General features: G+C 62.6%; 13 protein-coding genes. 4 read left to right on the top strand and 9 right to left on the bottom strand.

Annotation, left to right across the window (positions count from 1 at the left end):
* Positions 1–311: 311 nt before the first annotated feature.
* The 5 genes from BQ8794_RS08235 to BQ8794_RS08215 all read right to left on the bottom strand — a co-directional run bounded on the left by BQ8794_RS08235 (position 312) and on the right by BQ8794_RS08215 (position 8,078).
* A complete protein-coding gene (locus BQ8794_RS08235; protein ID WP_077375416.1) occupies positions 312–470 on the bottom strand; it encodes a DUF3309 family protein in 159 nt (52 codons plus the stop codon).
* A gap of 111 nt (positions 471–581) precedes the next feature.
* On the bottom strand, positions 582–3,758 hold the full coding sequence (locus tag BQ8794_RS08230; RefSeq protein WP_077375413.1) for an efflux RND transporter permease subunit: 3,177 nt from the start codon (positions 3,756–3,758) through the stop codon (positions 582–584).
* A 2-nt stretch (positions 3,759–3,760) separates the two neighbouring features.
* Complete coding sequence (locus BQ8794_RS08225) at positions 3,761–4,942, bottom strand: efflux RND transporter periplasmic adaptor subunit (RefSeq protein WP_077375446.1); 1,182 nt, start codon at positions 4,940–4,942, stop codon at positions 3,761–3,763.
* 398 nt (positions 4,943–5,340) lie between these two features.
* Positions 5,341–7,614 (bottom strand): xanthine dehydrogenase family protein molybdopterin-binding subunit, encoded by a 2,274-nt coding sequence (locus BQ8794_RS08220; protein WP_077375411.1) that lies wholly within the window; start codon positions 7,612–7,614, stop codon positions 5,341–5,343.
* 2 nt (positions 7,615–7,616) lie between these two features.
* Positions 7,617–8,078: a (2Fe-2S)-binding protein gene (locus BQ8794_RS08215; protein WP_077375409.1), complete on the bottom strand. Its 462-nt coding sequence runs from the start codon at positions 8,076–8,078 to the stop codon at positions 7,617–7,619.
* Positions 8,079–8,198: 120 nt separating this feature from the next.
* Between BQ8794_RS08215 and BQ8794_RS08210 the strand changes: the two genes are divergently transcribed.
* On the top strand, positions 8,199–8,795 hold the full coding sequence (locus BQ8794_RS08210) for a TetR/AcrR family transcriptional regulator (RefSeq protein WP_077375407.1): 597 nt from the start codon (positions 8,199–8,201) through the stop codon (positions 8,793–8,795).
* A 13-nt stretch (positions 8,796–8,808) separates the two neighbouring features.
* On the opposite strand, the gene BQ8794_RS08205 is transcribed toward BQ8794_RS08210, so the two are convergent.
* The 3 genes from BQ8794_RS08205 to BQ8794_RS08195 all read right to left on the bottom strand — a co-directional run bounded on the left by BQ8794_RS08205 (position 8,809) and on the right by BQ8794_RS08195 (position 11,632).
* Complete coding sequence (locus BQ8794_RS08205) at positions 8,809–9,939, bottom strand: patatin-like phospholipase family protein (protein WP_077375405.1); 1,131 nt, start codon at positions 9,937–9,939, stop codon at positions 8,809–8,811.
* Positions 9,940–9,985: 46 nt separating this feature from the next.
* Complete coding sequence (locus BQ8794_RS08200) at positions 9,986–10,768, bottom strand: 3-hydroxybutyrate dehydrogenase (protein ID WP_077375403.1); 783 nt, start codon at positions 10,766–10,768, stop codon at positions 9,986–9,988.
* A gap of 171 nt (positions 10,769–10,939) precedes the next feature.
* Positions 10,940–11,632: a TetR/AcrR family transcriptional regulator gene (locus tag BQ8794_RS08195; RefSeq protein ID WP_077375401.1), complete on the bottom strand. Its 693-nt coding sequence runs from the start codon at positions 11,630–11,632 to the stop codon at positions 10,940–10,942.
* A 101-nt stretch (positions 11,633–11,733) separates the two neighbouring features.
* On the opposite strand from BQ8794_RS08195, the gene BQ8794_RS08190 reads away from it, so the two are divergent.
* Positions 11,734–12,180, top strand: a complete 447-nt coding sequence (locus BQ8794_RS08190) for a hypothetical protein (protein WP_077375442.1) — start codon at positions 11,734–11,736, stop codon at positions 12,178–12,180.
* 225 nt (positions 12,181–12,405) lie between these two features.
* Here the strand turns inward: BQ8794_RS08190 and phaR are convergent, their stop codons facing one another.
* A complete protein-coding gene (phaR, locus tag BQ8794_RS08185) occupies positions 12,406–13,029 on the bottom strand; it encodes a polyhydroxyalkanoate synthesis repressor PhaR (protein ID WP_077375439.1) in 624 nt (207 codons plus the stop codon).
* Between the two features lie 311 nt (positions 13,030–13,340).
* On the opposite strand from phaR, the gene BQ8794_RS08180 reads away from it, so the two are divergent.
* Positions 13,341–14,519, top strand: a complete 1,179-nt coding sequence (locus BQ8794_RS08180) for an acetyl-CoA C-acetyltransferase (protein WP_077375435.1) — start codon at positions 13,341–13,343, stop codon at positions 14,517–14,519.
* A gap of 113 nt (positions 14,520–14,632) precedes the next feature.
* Positions 14,633–15,358, top strand: coding sequence for an acetoacetyl-CoA reductase (gene phbB, locus BQ8794_RS08175; RefSeq protein ID WP_077375399.1), 726 nt, complete (start codon positions 14,633–14,635; stop codon positions 15,356–15,358).
* Positions 15,359–15,624: the final 266 nt, after the last annotated feature.

Below are 15,624 nucleotides of genomic sequence, written 5' to 3'. Positions count from 1 at the left end.
TTGCCGCGCGAGCGGCTTCGTCCTCGGGTCAGATCGCGTCATGCAAGGCTCGCAACTGAATGACCGCAAAAGGGTCGAACTCGGTCGTTTAGAGTAATTTGGGTTTGGGGCGAGAGCGACCGGCCATGAGGAGGTCCCGAACCTGAACGAGGGTGTCGGTCGGCGGGCCTGATAAGGGCCCCACATTCACCCCCCCACCCCCGCCACCGACGAACCCCGGCGGGGCGGTGCCGGGGGCGCCGTGGCAATTTGCCAGTGCGCTAGACTAAAGGACGCGCAGCGCTGCAAGTTCGTGCGCACCAAAACTTCGGTCAAATCCTGCCCATCAGCAGCAACACCAGCAGCACGATCAGGATCACGCCGACGATGCCGGAGGGACCATAACCCCAGGAACGCGAATGAGGCCATGTCGGCACCGCGCCGATCAGAATGAGGATCAGGATGATGATGAGAATGGTGCTGAGCGTCATGAGAAACTCCCCGCTTTGAGGCATTGCATGACAGGACAATGCAAAAGGCCGCTGGGTTGTTCCCGGCGGCCTTTTCTACCCTGGGGCTGAAATGGGGCTGAAGGGAGCGACCTATTCGGCGGCCTTCGGGAAGTCGATCGCCGGCTCGTCGAGCAAGACCGGCCTTGCGGAGGTCTCCACAGTCGCATCGGCTGGCGTTCCGCGCCGGAACACCCGACGGAAGAATGCATAGAAGCGGCTGTTCTTGCTACGCGTGAACACCATCAGCATCGACGGTGTCACCACCAGCGTCAGCAAAGTGGCGAAGGACAGGCCGAAGACGATCGCCGAGGACAGTGAGATCCACCATTGCGTCGACGGCGCGTTGATCGTCGTCTCGTGATGGAAGATTTCAAGACCAAGGCCGAAAGCGATCGGCAGCACGCCGAGAATCGCCGACACCGCCGTCAGCACGACCGGGCGGGCACGTTCGCGGCAGGTCTGCAGCACCGCGTCCATCTTGTCCCAGCCCTCTTCACGCAGCCGGTCGTAGGTGTCGATCAGCACGATGTTGTTGTTCACCACCACGCCGGCCAGCGCGATGACGCCGATGCCCGACATGACGATGCCGAACGCCTCTCCGGTCAACAGCAATCCCAGGAACACGCCGACCGTCGCCATGACCACGCAGGACAGCACCAGCCAGACGCTGGTGAACTTGTTGAATTGCATCAGAAGCACCAGGAAGATCAGGAAGATCGCCGCGCCGAAGGCTTTGCTGAGGAAGGCGCTGGCCTCGGCGCTGTCCTCGTTCGAGCCGGCGAGCTTCCAGCGTATGCCGCTACCGAGATCCATGTCGGCGACAGCCTGGCTGACCTGCTGCTGGACCGAAGCGACCTGCTCGCCGGCGGCGACATTGGCCTGGACGACCACGGTGCGCGCGCCGTCGATGCGGTTGAGGATGCCGACGGTCGGCTCGGGCTTGCGCGCGACGAAATTCGAGATCGGCACCGACCCTTGCGACGTCTGCACCCTGAGGTCGTCGAGCGTCGACAGCGTGCGCCGGTCCTCGGGCAGGCGCAGCCTGATGTCGACGGCGTCGTCAGCACCGGCCGGCCGGTATTCGCTGAGCTTCAGCCCGTTCGTCACCAGTTGCACTACCGTTCCGACCGAGGTCGGGCTGATGCCGTATTGTGCCGCCTTGGCTCGGTCGACGTCGAGCGCCCAGTCGACGCCGGGCGGCGGCAGGCCGTCGGAAATGTCGATGACGCCGGGGACCTTGGCAACGCGTGCGGCGACGGCGTGCGCCTTGTCGTCGAGACCTTTGGGGTCGACGGCCGAAAGCCTGATCTGGATCGGCTTGCCGGTGGGCGGGCCGGCCTCGGGCACGCGAACCTCGACGTCGACGCCGGGAATGCCGGCCATGACGCCGCGCAGTTCGTCCAGGATCGCGTTCGCCGATTTGCGCTCGCGCCAGTCGACGAACTCGTACTGGATCACGCCGACCACGTCTTCAGGAATGTCCTGGCCGCCGCCTTGCGTCTTGCCGACTCGGGTATAGACCGATTTCACCCCTGGCCAGCCGAGAAGCCGGTTCTCCGCGGTCGTTGTGGCGGCATCCATTTCGGCGAGCGAAAGGTTGCCGCGGGCGTGCACATAGAGCAGGCCGTAGTCAGGCTCGACATTCGGGAAGAACTCGACACCGGCGCCGTATTTCGAATAGGCAAAGCCGACACCGAACAAAAGCCCGACGGTGAGCAGAAGCACGGTGATGGGAAAGCGAACCGCCTGCTTGACCACCGCCATGTACCAGCCGTCGCGGTTGTCGTTCTCGTGATGCGGCGGCGCCTTGGCGAACAAGGCGCCCAGCGCCGGTGCAAAAACCAGTGCATAAAGCATCGAGGCCGAGAGCGTGACGATCAGCGTGATCGGCATGTATTTCATGAAGTCGCCGATGATGCCTGGCCAGAACAGCAGCGGCGAGAAGGCGGCGATGCGCGTCATCGTCGCGGCGATAACCGGACCGGCCATGCGCTTGGCGGCAAGCGCGAAGGCCTCTGCCTTAGGCATGCCTTCGCTCATCCGCCGCTCGGCGAATTCGGTTACGATGATGGCGTCGTCGACCAGCATGCCGACCGCCAGGATGAGGCTGAACAGCACGATCATGTTGATCGTGTAGCCCATCATGGCCAACAGCAGGATGCCGATCAGGAAGGACGATGGAATGGCGAGGCCAATCAGCAGCGAGGCACGGCCCGACAGCGCGTAGAGAATGACGATGAACACCAGGATCACGGCGATCATGACGTGGTTCTGCAGATCGCCGAGCAACTGGTTGACGAAGACCGATTTGTCCTGCGTGTAGGTGACGTGCATGCCTTCCGGCATGGTCTTTATGAAGGCATCGGACACGGCCCTCACCTGGGCGATCGTGTCGATCAGGTTGGAGCCGATGCGCTTCTTCACCTCGATGGCGATCGCCGGTTTGCCGTCGAGACGGGTCACCGTCTCGGCGTCCTTGAAGGTGGAGCGGACGGTGGCGATATCCTTGGCCTGCACGACGGCATTGGGGCCGGCGACGATCGGAAGCGCCGCCACGTCCTGCGGCGTTTCGATCAGCGACGGCACCTTGACCGCGTATTTGCCCTCGGATCCTTCGATGTTGCCGGCGGCGACAAGACTGTTGGAATCGCCAACCGCACCGATCAGCTGCTCTAGCTGCAGCCCGTAGGACGACAGTTTCATCGGATCGATGACGACTTCGACGAGATCGTCGCGGGCGCCTTGCAGCGCGCCCTCCAGCACGCCAGGCACTTCCTCGATACGGTCGCGCAACTCGCGCGCCGCCGTCGTCAGAACGCGCTCGGGCACCTCGCCCGACAGCGTCACGACAAGGACGGGGAACTCGGAGACGTTGACTTCGGAGACCACAGGCTCCTCGGCTGCCTGCGGCAGGTCGGCCTTGCCATCCTGGACCTTGCTGCGCGTGTCCTGCAGCGCCGTCGCCAGATCCGTCTGCGGGTGGAATTCGACCAGCACATAACCGCCGCCCTGGAAGGCGGCCGAACGCATCTCCTTGAGACCTTTGAGGCTTTTCAGCTTGGCTTCCATCGGCCGCAGCAGAAGGCGTTCCGAATCCTCGGGCGAGATGCCCTGATAGATCAGGCTGACATACATCATCGGAATCGGAACGTCGGGTTCCGCTTCCTTCGGTGTCGACTGATAGGCGACCGCACCGGCAAGGATGAGGAAGACCAGCACCGAAATGGTCAGCCTGGCATTGCTGATTGCGAGTTTGACGATATCCATGATTACTGCGTCCCGGCTGTCGCTTCGCCCAGCAGCTTCTGAATGGTCGCCTGGTCGGCCTCGACCGGCTCGACCACTTCGCCTTCCTTCACCAGTTCCTGGCCGGCGACGATGATGCGCGCATCGGCAGGGATGCCGCCGAGCACCAGGCCGGTTGGCGTGTCGTCGACCAGATCGATCGGGAAGAACACGACCTTGTCGTCCTTGTCGACGGCGCGAATGCCGAGGTCGCCCTTGTCGCCGAGCGTCACCACGGAGCGCGGCAGCATGACAGCGTCGGTCGGCTGCGCGCTCAGCGCGATCTCGGCGGTCATCCCGGCCGGAATGGTGCCCTCGGGGTTGGGGATTGCGATCTCGACGCGGAAGGTGCGGGTGGCGGACGAGGCGTCGCGGCTGATATAGCGCACGGTGCCCTCGACATTCTGGCCGCTGACCAATCGTACATTCGCCTTGTCGCCGATCTTCAGATAGCCGAGATCACGCTCGCTGACCTCGCCGCGGGCGATCACAGGGTCTAGGCTCAGAATGGTTGCCACCTCGCCGCCCTGCATCACCGAACTGCCAAGCTCCACCGGCACCCGGTCGATGACGCCGTCGAACGGAGCCCTCACCTCATTGCGATCAAGCTGGGCTTGCATCGCTTCCAGCATCGACTGCGCTAAGGTCAGGGTGGAGCGAGCGTTGTCGAGCTGCAGCTTGGGCAGATTGCCGGTTTTCGCCAGCCGCGAGGCCGCATCAAGTTCGGCCTGGCGCTGCGCGACAAGCTGCTTGGCATTGCTGAGCGCCGAAAGCTTTTCCTCGGTGGCAAGCATGAGCACGAGGTCGCCCGTCTTGACGTGCTGTCCTTGCTTGACCGGCAGCTTGTCGATGATGCCGTCGACCCGGGTCGCCAGCACCGCGCGCTTATCGGCTTCGGTCAGTCCGGAAATCCGGATGGCGCGCGCATAGGTGCGCCGCGGCGGGGTTATGACCGCGACGGTGCGCAAGGCTGCCTTTGGCTGTTCTGCCGCACTGGGCTTGGCGTTGCCGGCGTCAACCGCCTTTGGCTGCTCGACCTCCCCCGCCTTAGGTTCGTTGTCGGCGGCCGCGCTGCCGACGGATGAGAACTCGCCCGTCGCCATCCAGGCAGCGAAACCGACAAGCACAACAATGGCTGCAAGCTTGTGAAACCTGTATTTCGGCATCATCGTTTTCCAGTGCGCGGGATTCGGCCAGGCCGCGTCTTCTAACTCGGCGCGTCGCCGATATGGGTGCGCGCAAGGCCGTGTTCAACTTGCCGTGATCGGCGAACGAGCTTCTACATCAAAGTTGCACCGCAATATAGTCAGAAATGTTGATGAGTAATACTTCGCTGGGCAGGGTGCGGCCGCCGCCATGAGGCGCGCCGGACCATCGCAGCCGTTCCGTCTGCGACATGGCGGTCGGCGCAGTGCTGATGCGAAGGCAACCGCCGGACCGCGTCCCTCGGGCAAGCCCTTGGCTGCATCGACCGTCATCGGTGCCGTGCCTTGGCTTTCCTCTGCCGCTGGGGAGGCGCCATCGAAACAGTATGGCAGCAGCTGTCAGCATGGTGGGAAATATTTCATGCAAAGGTCACCTCCTTCGATAAGGGCAGTGTCCGGATGCGCTTGCCGGTCAGTGCGAAGATGGCGTTGGCGAGTGCCGGTGCCGCCGGTGGCGTGCCGACCTCGCCGACGCCGCCCATCTTGTGAAAATTCTCCAGGATGGCGACTTCGAACGCCGGGCACTGGAAGATGCGCATGGCGTCGTAGTCGTGAAAATTCGACTGTTCGACCATGCCGTCGGCGAAAGTAATCTCCTGGCCCATCGCCGCCGACAGGCCGTAGATGGCTGCGGAAATGAGCTGCGCCTCGATGATGCCGGGATCGAGCGCGGTGCCGACATCGGCGGCGATCCACACCTTCTCGATGCGGATGCCGGACGGCGTGTCGGCGACCTGGACGATCTCGCCCACCCAACTGCCGAAGGACAGCGTGAATGCCATGCCCTTGGCCTTGCCGGCGGGCAGCGCCTCGCCCCATTTCGCCATTTCGGCGACCTTCTCGACCACCTTCACCGCCGCCGGATAGGCAGCCATCAGCGTCTTGCGCAGTTCGACCGGATCGGTTTTCCCGGCGACGGCGATCTCGTCCATGAAGCCCTCATGAAAGAAGCCGTTGATCGAGCAGCCGACCGATCGCCAGAAGCCGACCGGGATGGAGGCGGGCGCTGCAATGCCGCTGACCCGGTAGTTCGGGATGGTGTAGGGCTGGTCGTAGGCCCCATCGACAATGGACTTGTCAGGGCCGAGCGGCGATATCGAAGGAAACAGCCGGCGCAAGGTGCTGGCTATCGGCGATGGCGAGGCGATTGCCATGCCAATGGCGACCGGCATGCCGTCGTCGCCAAGCCGCGCCTGGAATTTGCCGACCGAAGCCGGCCGGTAAGCGTCGTGGCGCATGTCCTCCTCGCGCGTCCAGATCACCTTGATCGGCCGGCCGGCCGTTTCCTTCGCCATCAGCGTGGCACAGAGAGCAAAGTCCACCTCGATACGTCGGCCGAAGCCGCCGCCCATGAAGGTGGTGTGGACGCTGACCTTGTCCTGTTCGATGCCGACAGCATTGGCGCAAAGCTGCCGCACCAAGGTCGGCGCCTGGTTGCCGCACCAGATGTCGAGAACGCCGTCCTTCAACCGCGCCGTGGCGTTCATCGGCTCCATTGTCGCATGTGCCAGATAAGGCACCGCGTAGTCAGCCTCGACGATTTTTTCGCGCGGCGCGTCGGCGAAGGCGGTATCGACGTCGCCATCGTCGCGCATCACCGACCCTTTGGTGCCGAGCGCCTGCTTCAGCAGCTCGGAAATGCCGGCGCTGTCCGGCGGATATTCGGGATCGGCCCATTCGGCGTCGATCGCCTCCGCCGCCTTGAACGCCGCCCAGGTGTTTTCGGCGATGATGCCGAAGCCGTGGCCGTAATTCGTGTCGATCGGCACGATCTTGATCACTCCAGGCATTTTCTCAGCGTTGGAGACATCAGCCTTGACCGGCTTGGCCCAGAAGCGCGGGCTCATCTTGACCGTGCCGTACAGCATCTCCGGCAGCGTCACGTCGATGCCGAAGATCGGCGCCCCGGTGACCTTGGCCAGCATGTCGACGCGTTTTTGCGGTTTGCCGAGCAGTTTCCAGTCGGCTTTGTCCTTGAGCCTGATTTCCGCGGGCGGCGCCATCGCCGCAGCGGTCGCGGCGACCGCGCCATAGGTCAGCGACTTGCCCGACGCCTTGTGCAGGATCGAGCCGTTGGCTGTTTCCAGATCGGCGGCAGCTATACCGAGCTTTTGCGCGGCAGCTGCAATCAGCATCTTCCGCGTGGCGGCGCCTGCCTGCCGCATCTTGCCGAAACCATCGAGCGTCGATGTCGAACCGCCGGTGCCTTGCAGGGCGAGGAATTTTCCGACCACGCCCATGCCGGCGCGCACTATTTCCGCGGTCATGCTTTCGTCGAAGAAAGCGAACGGACCGCCCTCTTCCAGGATCGCCGCATTGAAATAGGCGTAGGAGGCCGGGCCGTGCTCGACCTTGATCTGGTCGAGCCCGACATCGAGCTCTTCGGCAACCATGGCAGCAAGCGTCGTCGAGATGCCTTGGCCCATCTCGGCGCGCGGCGCGACGATGGTGATGGTGTTGTCGGCGCCGATCTTCACATAGGGGTTGAAGGTGACTTCGCCCTTGGCGAGATCACCCTCCAGCGGATTCGGAAAAGGCTTGCGATAGTAGTAATAGCCGACGGCGACGCCGCCCGCGATGGCAGCAGTGCCGATGAGAAACGTGCGGCGAGCGATCTTTCCGACACTGGCCATGGTCAGATCCCCGCCGTCTTGAGGACGACCGCTCGTCTGATCGCCGCACGGATCTTCGGGTAGGTGCCGCAGCGGCAGAGATTGCCGCCCATGGCATCGTCGATATCGGCATCGGTCGGCTCGGCAACCTCGTCGAGCAGCGCCACCGCGCTCATGATCTGGCCGGCCTGGCAGTAGCCGCACTGGGCGACCTGCTCTTCCAGCCATGCCTGCTGTACCGGATGCAGTCTGCCTTCGGTGCCGATGCCTTCGATCGTGGTGACCGCGCCGGTGACCTCACCGACCGGCAATGAACAGGAGCGCACCGGCTGGCCGTCGACATGCACCGTGCAGGCGCCACAGGCGGCAATGCCGCAGCCGAATTTCGGCCCGGTCTTGCCCATGAGATCGCGCAGCGCCCACAGCAGCGGCATTTCGGGATCGGCATCGAAGTCGAATGCCTGCCCGTCGACGGTGAGGCGCATGGAAATATCCCTTCGTTGTCGTTCACAGTCCAAGGACGAGCGCCCGATTGGGCCGCCTTTTTACATCTTGACAAATTACGTTATTTTGTCAATAGAGCTTTCGCAGGATAAAGTAGCGCCATGATCGAGATCGAAGACATCGCCACTGACCCCAAGCGCGCCCGCATTCTGGACAGCGCGATGAAGGTGTTTCTGGCCTATGGTTTCGCCCGCACCACCATGGACGACCTTGCGCGTGCCGCCGATATGTCGCGGCCGGCGCTTTATCTCCAGTTCAAGAACAAGACCGATATTTATCGCGCCATCGCGTTGATGCTGCTCTCCCGCTCGCTCAAGCAGGCGAAAACGGCACTCGCCGGCGAAGAACCCTTTGCCGAGCGCACGATGCGGGCCATCGATGAAGCGCTGATCTCGATGACGCGCACCGTCCACGCCTCGCCGCATGGCGCCGAACTCCTTGACATGAAGTCGAGTCTCGCCGACCTGATCGGCTGCTGGCGCAGCCGGTTTGCCGAGCATGTCGCCGCAGCGATCGAGAGCGAGGCCGGACGCAATGGCGTCGATCTCACCGCCAGGGGCTTGTCGGCAAAATTGCTGGCCGACATGCTGCTCGACGGGCTGGAAGGCATGAAGATGCGCATCAACGATCCGGACGAGCAGAGGCGGGCTGCGGCCGCGCTGATCAAGGTGATCGATCTAGCCTTGCAAAAAAGCTGACAAACAAAACGCCTCAGGCTTGGCGGCGCGCGGCCCGGGGCTTCATGCGGGCCGCAAGGAACTCCTTGACCCGCCGCCCCGGTGCCGGTCCACGCACCGGCTTGAAGCCGTCGTCGAGCTCGCCTGAGAGGTCAAGCGTCGGCCGCTTGCCGACGGCGTCGTAATTCTCTTCCAGCCAGTCGCTGGCCGCGGTGCGGCCAAGGTCGCGCAGATAGGTCAGGAATGCCCATTCGGCATTGACCTTGGACGATGCCGACAGATCCTTGAATGCCTCGTCGGCATCGATGCGGTGCATACGGATGTCGCGGTATTCGCCATGCGGCAGCCGGCCGGCGGCGATCAGTTCCTTGACGAAAGCGATCGAACGGAATTCACGCAGCAGCCCGGCATTGAAGGTGATCTCGTCGATGCGGTTCTGGATCTCGTTGGCGCTCTTCGGCGTCCCCTCGCGGACCACCGGGTTGATCTGCACCAAAAGCACGTCCTCGGTGGCAGCCGACTTGAAGAACGGGAACAGCGCCGGATTGCCGCCATAGCCGCCATCCCAGTAGGGCACGCCCTTGATCTCGACGGCGCGGAACAGCTGCGGCAGGCAAGCCGACGCCATCACCGTGTCGATGTCGATCTCGCCGTCGGAAAAGACGCGTAACTGCCCGGTCTCGACATTGGTCGCGGAGATGAACAGCTCCATCGCCTTGCAGGCGCGCACATTGCCGAAATCGATCTGCTGTTCGATCACATCGCGCAGCGGATTGAGGCCGAGTGGGTTGGCGACATAGGGCGAAAACACCCGCGACATGGTGTCGAAAAACAGATAGCCCGGCGTGTTCTCGATTGACCAGTTGCCCCAGGCCACGTCCCACGGCATGCGCTGCACCGGGCTGAACCGGCCCTTCCGCGCCACCGCGCGCCAGAAATCGTCGAGCTTCTGCCGCGCGCCCTCGACGCCGCCGCGGACGAAGCCGTCGGCCAGCGCCACCGCGTTCATGGCGCCGGCGCTGGTGCCCGAAACCGCCGCGATGTCAAGCCGTCCGTCCTCCAGCAGCTGGTCGAGCACGCCCCAGGAAAAGGCGCCGTGCGAGCCGCCGCCCTGCAGCGCGACGTTGATCTTTTTGGGCTCCTCCGCCTTGCCGTTTGTCGTCATGGCGTTGTCCTCGATTTGTCGGCCGGATTTGTTCGCACGCTCAAATTCACTGCGCGGTCCAGCCGCCGTCGACCGAAATTTGCGTGCCGTTGATCTGCGCTGCCGCATCCGAGCACAGGAACACCGCGGCAGCGGCAACTTGCTCGACGGTGACGAATTCCTTGGTCGGCTGCTTGTCGAGCATGACCTCGCGGACCACCGTGTCGCGGTCCATCTTGTTGGCCTTCATCTGGTCGGGGATCTGCGCCTCGACCAGCGGCGTCAGCACATAGCCGGGACAGATGGCGTTGCAGGTGATCTTGTCGCGCGCCAGTTCCAAAGCGACCGTCTTGGTCAACCCCATGATGCCGTGCTTGGCCGCGACATAGGCCGATTTGAACGGCGAGGCGACCAGCCCATGGGCCGAGGCGATGTTGACGATCCTGCCGCCGCCGGCTTCTCTCATCAACGGGATGGCGGCGGCGATGGTGTGGAAGGCCGACGACAGATTGATGGCGATGATGGCGTCCCACTTCTCGATGGGAAATTCTTCCACCGGCGCGACATGCTGGATGCCGGCATTGTTGACCAGGATATCGACCGAGCCGAAGCTCTCGGCTGCCTTTGCGACCAGCGCCCGGCATTCGGCCGGCTTCGACATGTCTGCCTTGATGTAGACGGTCTTCACGCCGTGATGCCTGGCGATCGCATCGGTGACGGCCTGGTCGTCGGCCGTGTCGGAAAAGGAATTGACGACGATGTTGCAGCCATCGGCCGCCAGCGCATGGGCGATTGCCAGGCCGATGCCGGAGGTGGAACCGGTGACGATGGCGGTTTTTCTGCTGGGCAAGGCGAAATCCTTCAGTGCGGTGCTAACGGAAGCATATTGCAGTGCAGCATATATGTCTCGTGTGGCGCAAGAACAGCGGCACGGATTGGCGACGACATGAAATTTTTGTCATGAAGGAGGACACCCTCATTCGAAGCTGTACGCCCGACAACCGGTGCGGAGACAGTTTTGTCAGCGGTCCCGGAGGGGGACTCGCTTCGGGACGCTCATAAAATTGCGTTTTGGAAGGGTCATCTGGCTCATGAAAAGACGCAGAGCTTTCCGTACGGCGAGCGATGGCGGCTCGGACGGATGCCACTCCGGGAAATGACCATCGATCGCCATGCGTGCCAAGCCGTAGACAAAAGCGCGGGCGGCAAGCACCAGATGATCGAAGTCGGTGTCCGGGGCAAGCCGACCTTGTTGTTGCGCTTGGGTCAGCAGGTCGATCATTTTCCGGCGAACGGCTTCATTCTGATCACGAAGACTTTCCGACGCGTCGAAATCAATCAGCGTTCGAGAACTGATGATCTGGAAATGCGTGGGATTGCTGATCGCCCACTCCAGATAGCCTTGCCCGATCGCTTCGAAGGCCACAATGGGATCTGCGCTGTCGACTCTGGACTGTGCATCGGCAACGGCCTCGGTCAGCCGGTTCATGGCCTGTTCGGCGACGGCGGTCAGCAGTGCTGATTTCGACCGAAAATGCCGGAATGGCGCGCCGGGCGAAACGCCGGCACGTTTTGCCGCCTCGCGCACTGACACATGCTCTGATCCGCGCTCTTCGATGATCTGTACGGTAGCAGCGATCAAGGCCTCAACCAGATTGCCGTGATGATAGCGCTTGGGGTTGGCGGCTTCGCCGGAATCCGTGGGGCTGGTCATGCCTGCCAATAGCACGACGCCGACATGTAATCACCGATTATATTCTTGCGCCCCAAGCGTTTCCTATGTAATCAGTGATTACAACATCAATGGAGGTTACCATGCTTCGCATCATCGCAACGACTGCCCTTGCTTTCTCCCTACTGTCGCTCGGGTCTGCCCAGGCCGAAGATCAGCCAACCCTGAAAATCGTCTGGCCGGCGGCCGGTTCGGTCATCGAACTCGGCAATGACCCAGAGAAGGCGATAGGCGTCGTCGTCAGCAGCAACTTCACGCTTCTGCCAGCGGGTGAATGTGACGGCGTCAGCCAATGCGGCCATTTGCATATGAAGATCGATCCTGCCGGAGATACCTGCAACATTCCCGGCAAGCCGTACAACAGCATGAACAGCGACTTTGGCGGCGATCTTGTTAAGGCTCGTTTCGGCCATTGTCCGGATGCCGTCGGCAAGCATGTGATCGGCGTGCTACTTGCCGATGATCATCACAAGCCCATTCTTGTGGACGGCAAACCCGTTACTGCTCTGGTGACGGTGACGGCGAAATAATGCATGTCGCGCAAAAGCATGCCCTCGGGCCTGACCCTGGGTCTGACCCGAGGGTGTGCAGCGGTTTGCGTTAACGACATGCATCAAACAGCAACCTAATGCGCGCCGCATGAGGCCGGTCAAATGCGACGCGCTTTAGCGCGGGTCGGGCGGCACTCGGCCCCGTTCGAGGCGGAGATTCTGACACGGCCTGCTGATGAGAGATTTCGGCCGGCCGGCCGGCGATCACGACATCGTGTCGAGCTTGCGCTGCATGGCGGCGATCTGTTCCTTCAGTTCCTGAAGGTCGTCGGGTTTTTCCGACGTCTCTTTCCTGGCCGGCTCCGCCGGCGCTGCGGAAGTGCCGTTCGAGCCTGCGGCTGGGCCTGCAGGCGGGAAGGGCGTGAACAGGCGCATGGCGTTCTGGAACATCTCCATATTGCGGCGCGTCTGCTCTTCTAATGCCTTGATCGGCGTGGCGATCTTCATCATGTCCAGCGGCGACTTGCCCAACGCACCCTTCATCTGCTCGCGGAAGCGTTCCTGTTCCTTCGAGAAGGCGATCATCGACTGTTCGAGGAAGCTCGGCACGATCATCTGCATCTGGTCGCCGTAAAAAGCGATCAACTGGCGCAGGAACGGAATCGGCAGCATGTTCTGCCCTTCCTTGTTCTCCAGTTCGAAGATGATCTGGGTCAGCACCGGATGGGTGATGTCGTCGCCGGTCTTGGCGTCCTGGACGGTGAACTCCTCGCCCTTCTTGACCATTTCGGCAAGGTCCTCGAGCGTCACATAGGTGCTAGTGCCGGTGTTGTAGAGGCGGCGATTGGCATATTTCTTGATGATAATCGGTTCGTCTTTCGCGGCCATCAGCATCCTCCCGGGACACCGGCGCATTTGAGTAAGCTGCCGGTAACGATTGCGCCTTTTCAAGGATATGCGCAAAAGCGTCACAATTCCAAGCGGTTTGTGCAGTGCGGGATCAATTAATGCTGCACGGCGGGCTAAAAATGCTGCGCAGCAACGGGCGGCCTGTTTCAATGACGATGCGCAGCCTGCTTGCGGCGCATGGCCGGTATGCCCATTTCCGGTTTGACTTGGATCATTGAAAGGGCAAGAAAAGCCCTGACGATACAAACTGCGATACCAAAACCTCGATACCTCTAAGTGTGGAGAAGAACATGTCCGCTGCCATCGTTGTCGCCAGTGCGGCGCGCACGCCCGTCGGTTCCTTCAACGGCGCCTTCGCCGCCACGCCGGCGCATGAGCTTGGTGCCGTGGTCATCAAGGAGCTGTTGTCTCGCGCCGGTGTCGAGCCGGCGGAAGTCGACGAGGTCATCCTCGGCCAGGTGCTGACCGCGGCTCAGGGCCAGAACCCCGCTCGCCAGGCATCAATCGAAGCCGGCCTGCCAAAGGAAACCACCGCCTGGGGCCTCAATCAGGTTTGCGGCTCAGGTCTGCGCGCTATTGCCCTCGGCATGCAGCAGATCGCCACCGGCGATGCCAAGGTGATCGTCGCCGGCGGGCAGGAATCGATGTCGCTGGCCCCGCACGCTCAACACCTGCGTGCCGGCGTCAAGATGGGCGACTACAAGATGATCGACATCATGATCAAGGATGGGCTGTGGGATGCCTTCAATGGCTACCACATGGGCAACACGGCCGAAAACGTCGCTCGCCAGTTCCAGATTACCCGCGATGACCAGGACCAGCTCGCGCTGGCCTCCCAGAACAAGGCAGAGGCCGCGCAGAAGGCCGGCAAATTCAAGGACGAGATCGTGGCCTTCACCGTCAAGGGCAAGAAGGGCGACACCATTGTCGACCAGGACGAATATATCCGCCACGGCGCCACGATCGAGGCCATGACCAAGCTGAGACCGGCCTTCGACAAGGACGGCACGGTGACCGCCGCCAATGCCTCCGGCATCAATGACGGCGCCGCCGCCGTGCTGCTGATGACCGAAGCGGAAGCCGCGAAGCGCGGCATCACGCCGCTGGCGCGCATCGTGTCCTGGGCGACCGCCGGCGTCGATCCGCAGATCATGGGCACCGGGCCTATTCCCGCCTCGCGCAAGGCGCTGGCCAAGGCCGGCTGGTCGGTTGGCGATCTCGACCTGGTCGAGGCCAACGAAGCCTTCGCCGCCCAGGCCTGCGCCGTCAACAAGGACATGGGCTGGGATCCGTCGATCGTCAATGTCAATGGCGGCGCCATCGCCATCGGCCATCCGATCGGCGCCTCCGGCGCCCGCATCTTCAACACGCTAGTTTACGAGATGCGCCGCAGAAGTGCCAGGAAAGGCCTCGCCACGCTGTGCATCGGCGGCGGCATGGGGGTTGCCATGTGCGTGGAAGCGCTGTGAAGTCAGCTGCAAAGCGGCGTGAAGACGGAGTGAGAAAGCCGTGAAATGGTCGGTAGCGAACGGGGCTCGATCACCGTTCGTCGCCCGCCGCTCATGAAAAAAGGGAGGACACCATGACCAAGGTAGCACTCGTCACCGGCGGGTCGCGCGGTATTGGCGCGGCGATTTCGATCGGCCTGAAAAACGCCGGCTATCATGTTGCCGCGAATTACGCCGGCAATGACGACGCGGCGCAGAAATTCAAGGCAGAGACCGGCATTCCGGTCTACAAATGGTCGGTGGCCGACTACGATGCCTGCGCCGCCGGCATCAAGCAGGTCGAGGCCGATCTCGGCCCGGTTTCCGTGCTGGTCAACAATGCCGGCATCACCCGCGACGCCATGTTCCACAAGATGACGCGCGAGCAGTGGAAAGAGGTCGTCGACACCAATCTTTCCGGCGTCTTCAACATGACCCACCCGCTGTGGGGCGGCATGCGCGAGCGCAAGTTCGGCCGCGTCATCACCATCTCCTCGATCAATGGCCAGAAGGGTCAGGCCGGCCAGGTCAACTATTCGGCGGCGAAGGCCGGCGACATCGGCTTCACCAAGGCGCTCGCCCAGGAAGGGGCGCGGGCCGGCATCACCGTCAATGTCATCTGCCCCGGCTACATCGCCACCGAAATGGTCAGGGCGATGGACGAGAAGGTGCTCAATGAGCGCGTCATCCCGCAGATCCCGGTCGGCCGCCTCGGCGAGCCGGAAGAGATCGCACGCTGCGTCGTCTTCCTCGCGTCAGACGATGCCGGTTTCATCACCGGCTCGACCATATCAGCCAATGGCGGCCAATATATCACCTGAGGCGTCATATCACCTGAGGCGGCCCGTTGTTGCAGCCCGCTGCGGCAGCGCTATGCCGTGGGAGAGGCTTGAACCAAGCCGTTCTGCATTGCCGGCAGTCTGGTCCTCGTGCAGCGACTGCGCCGACCGATGGTCGTGACGCCGATTTGTGCCGAAGCGGCACGCAAAGGTTAACGGCAGCCGCCCAGCCCTGTGCAAAACCCTGTTCCCCGCCTGTGGATAACAGGTGGAAAACCTGTTCATGACACAACATATTGGGGTGAACA

This window comes from Mesorhizobium prunaredense (assembly GCF_900156895.1).
Lineage (GTDB): Bacteria > Pseudomonadota > Alphaproteobacteria > Rhizobiales > Rhizobiaceae > Mesorhizobium > Mesorhizobium prunaredense.
Note: the sequence above shows the minus strand (reverse complement) of the source record. Positions and strands in the feature narration are given on the sequence as shown.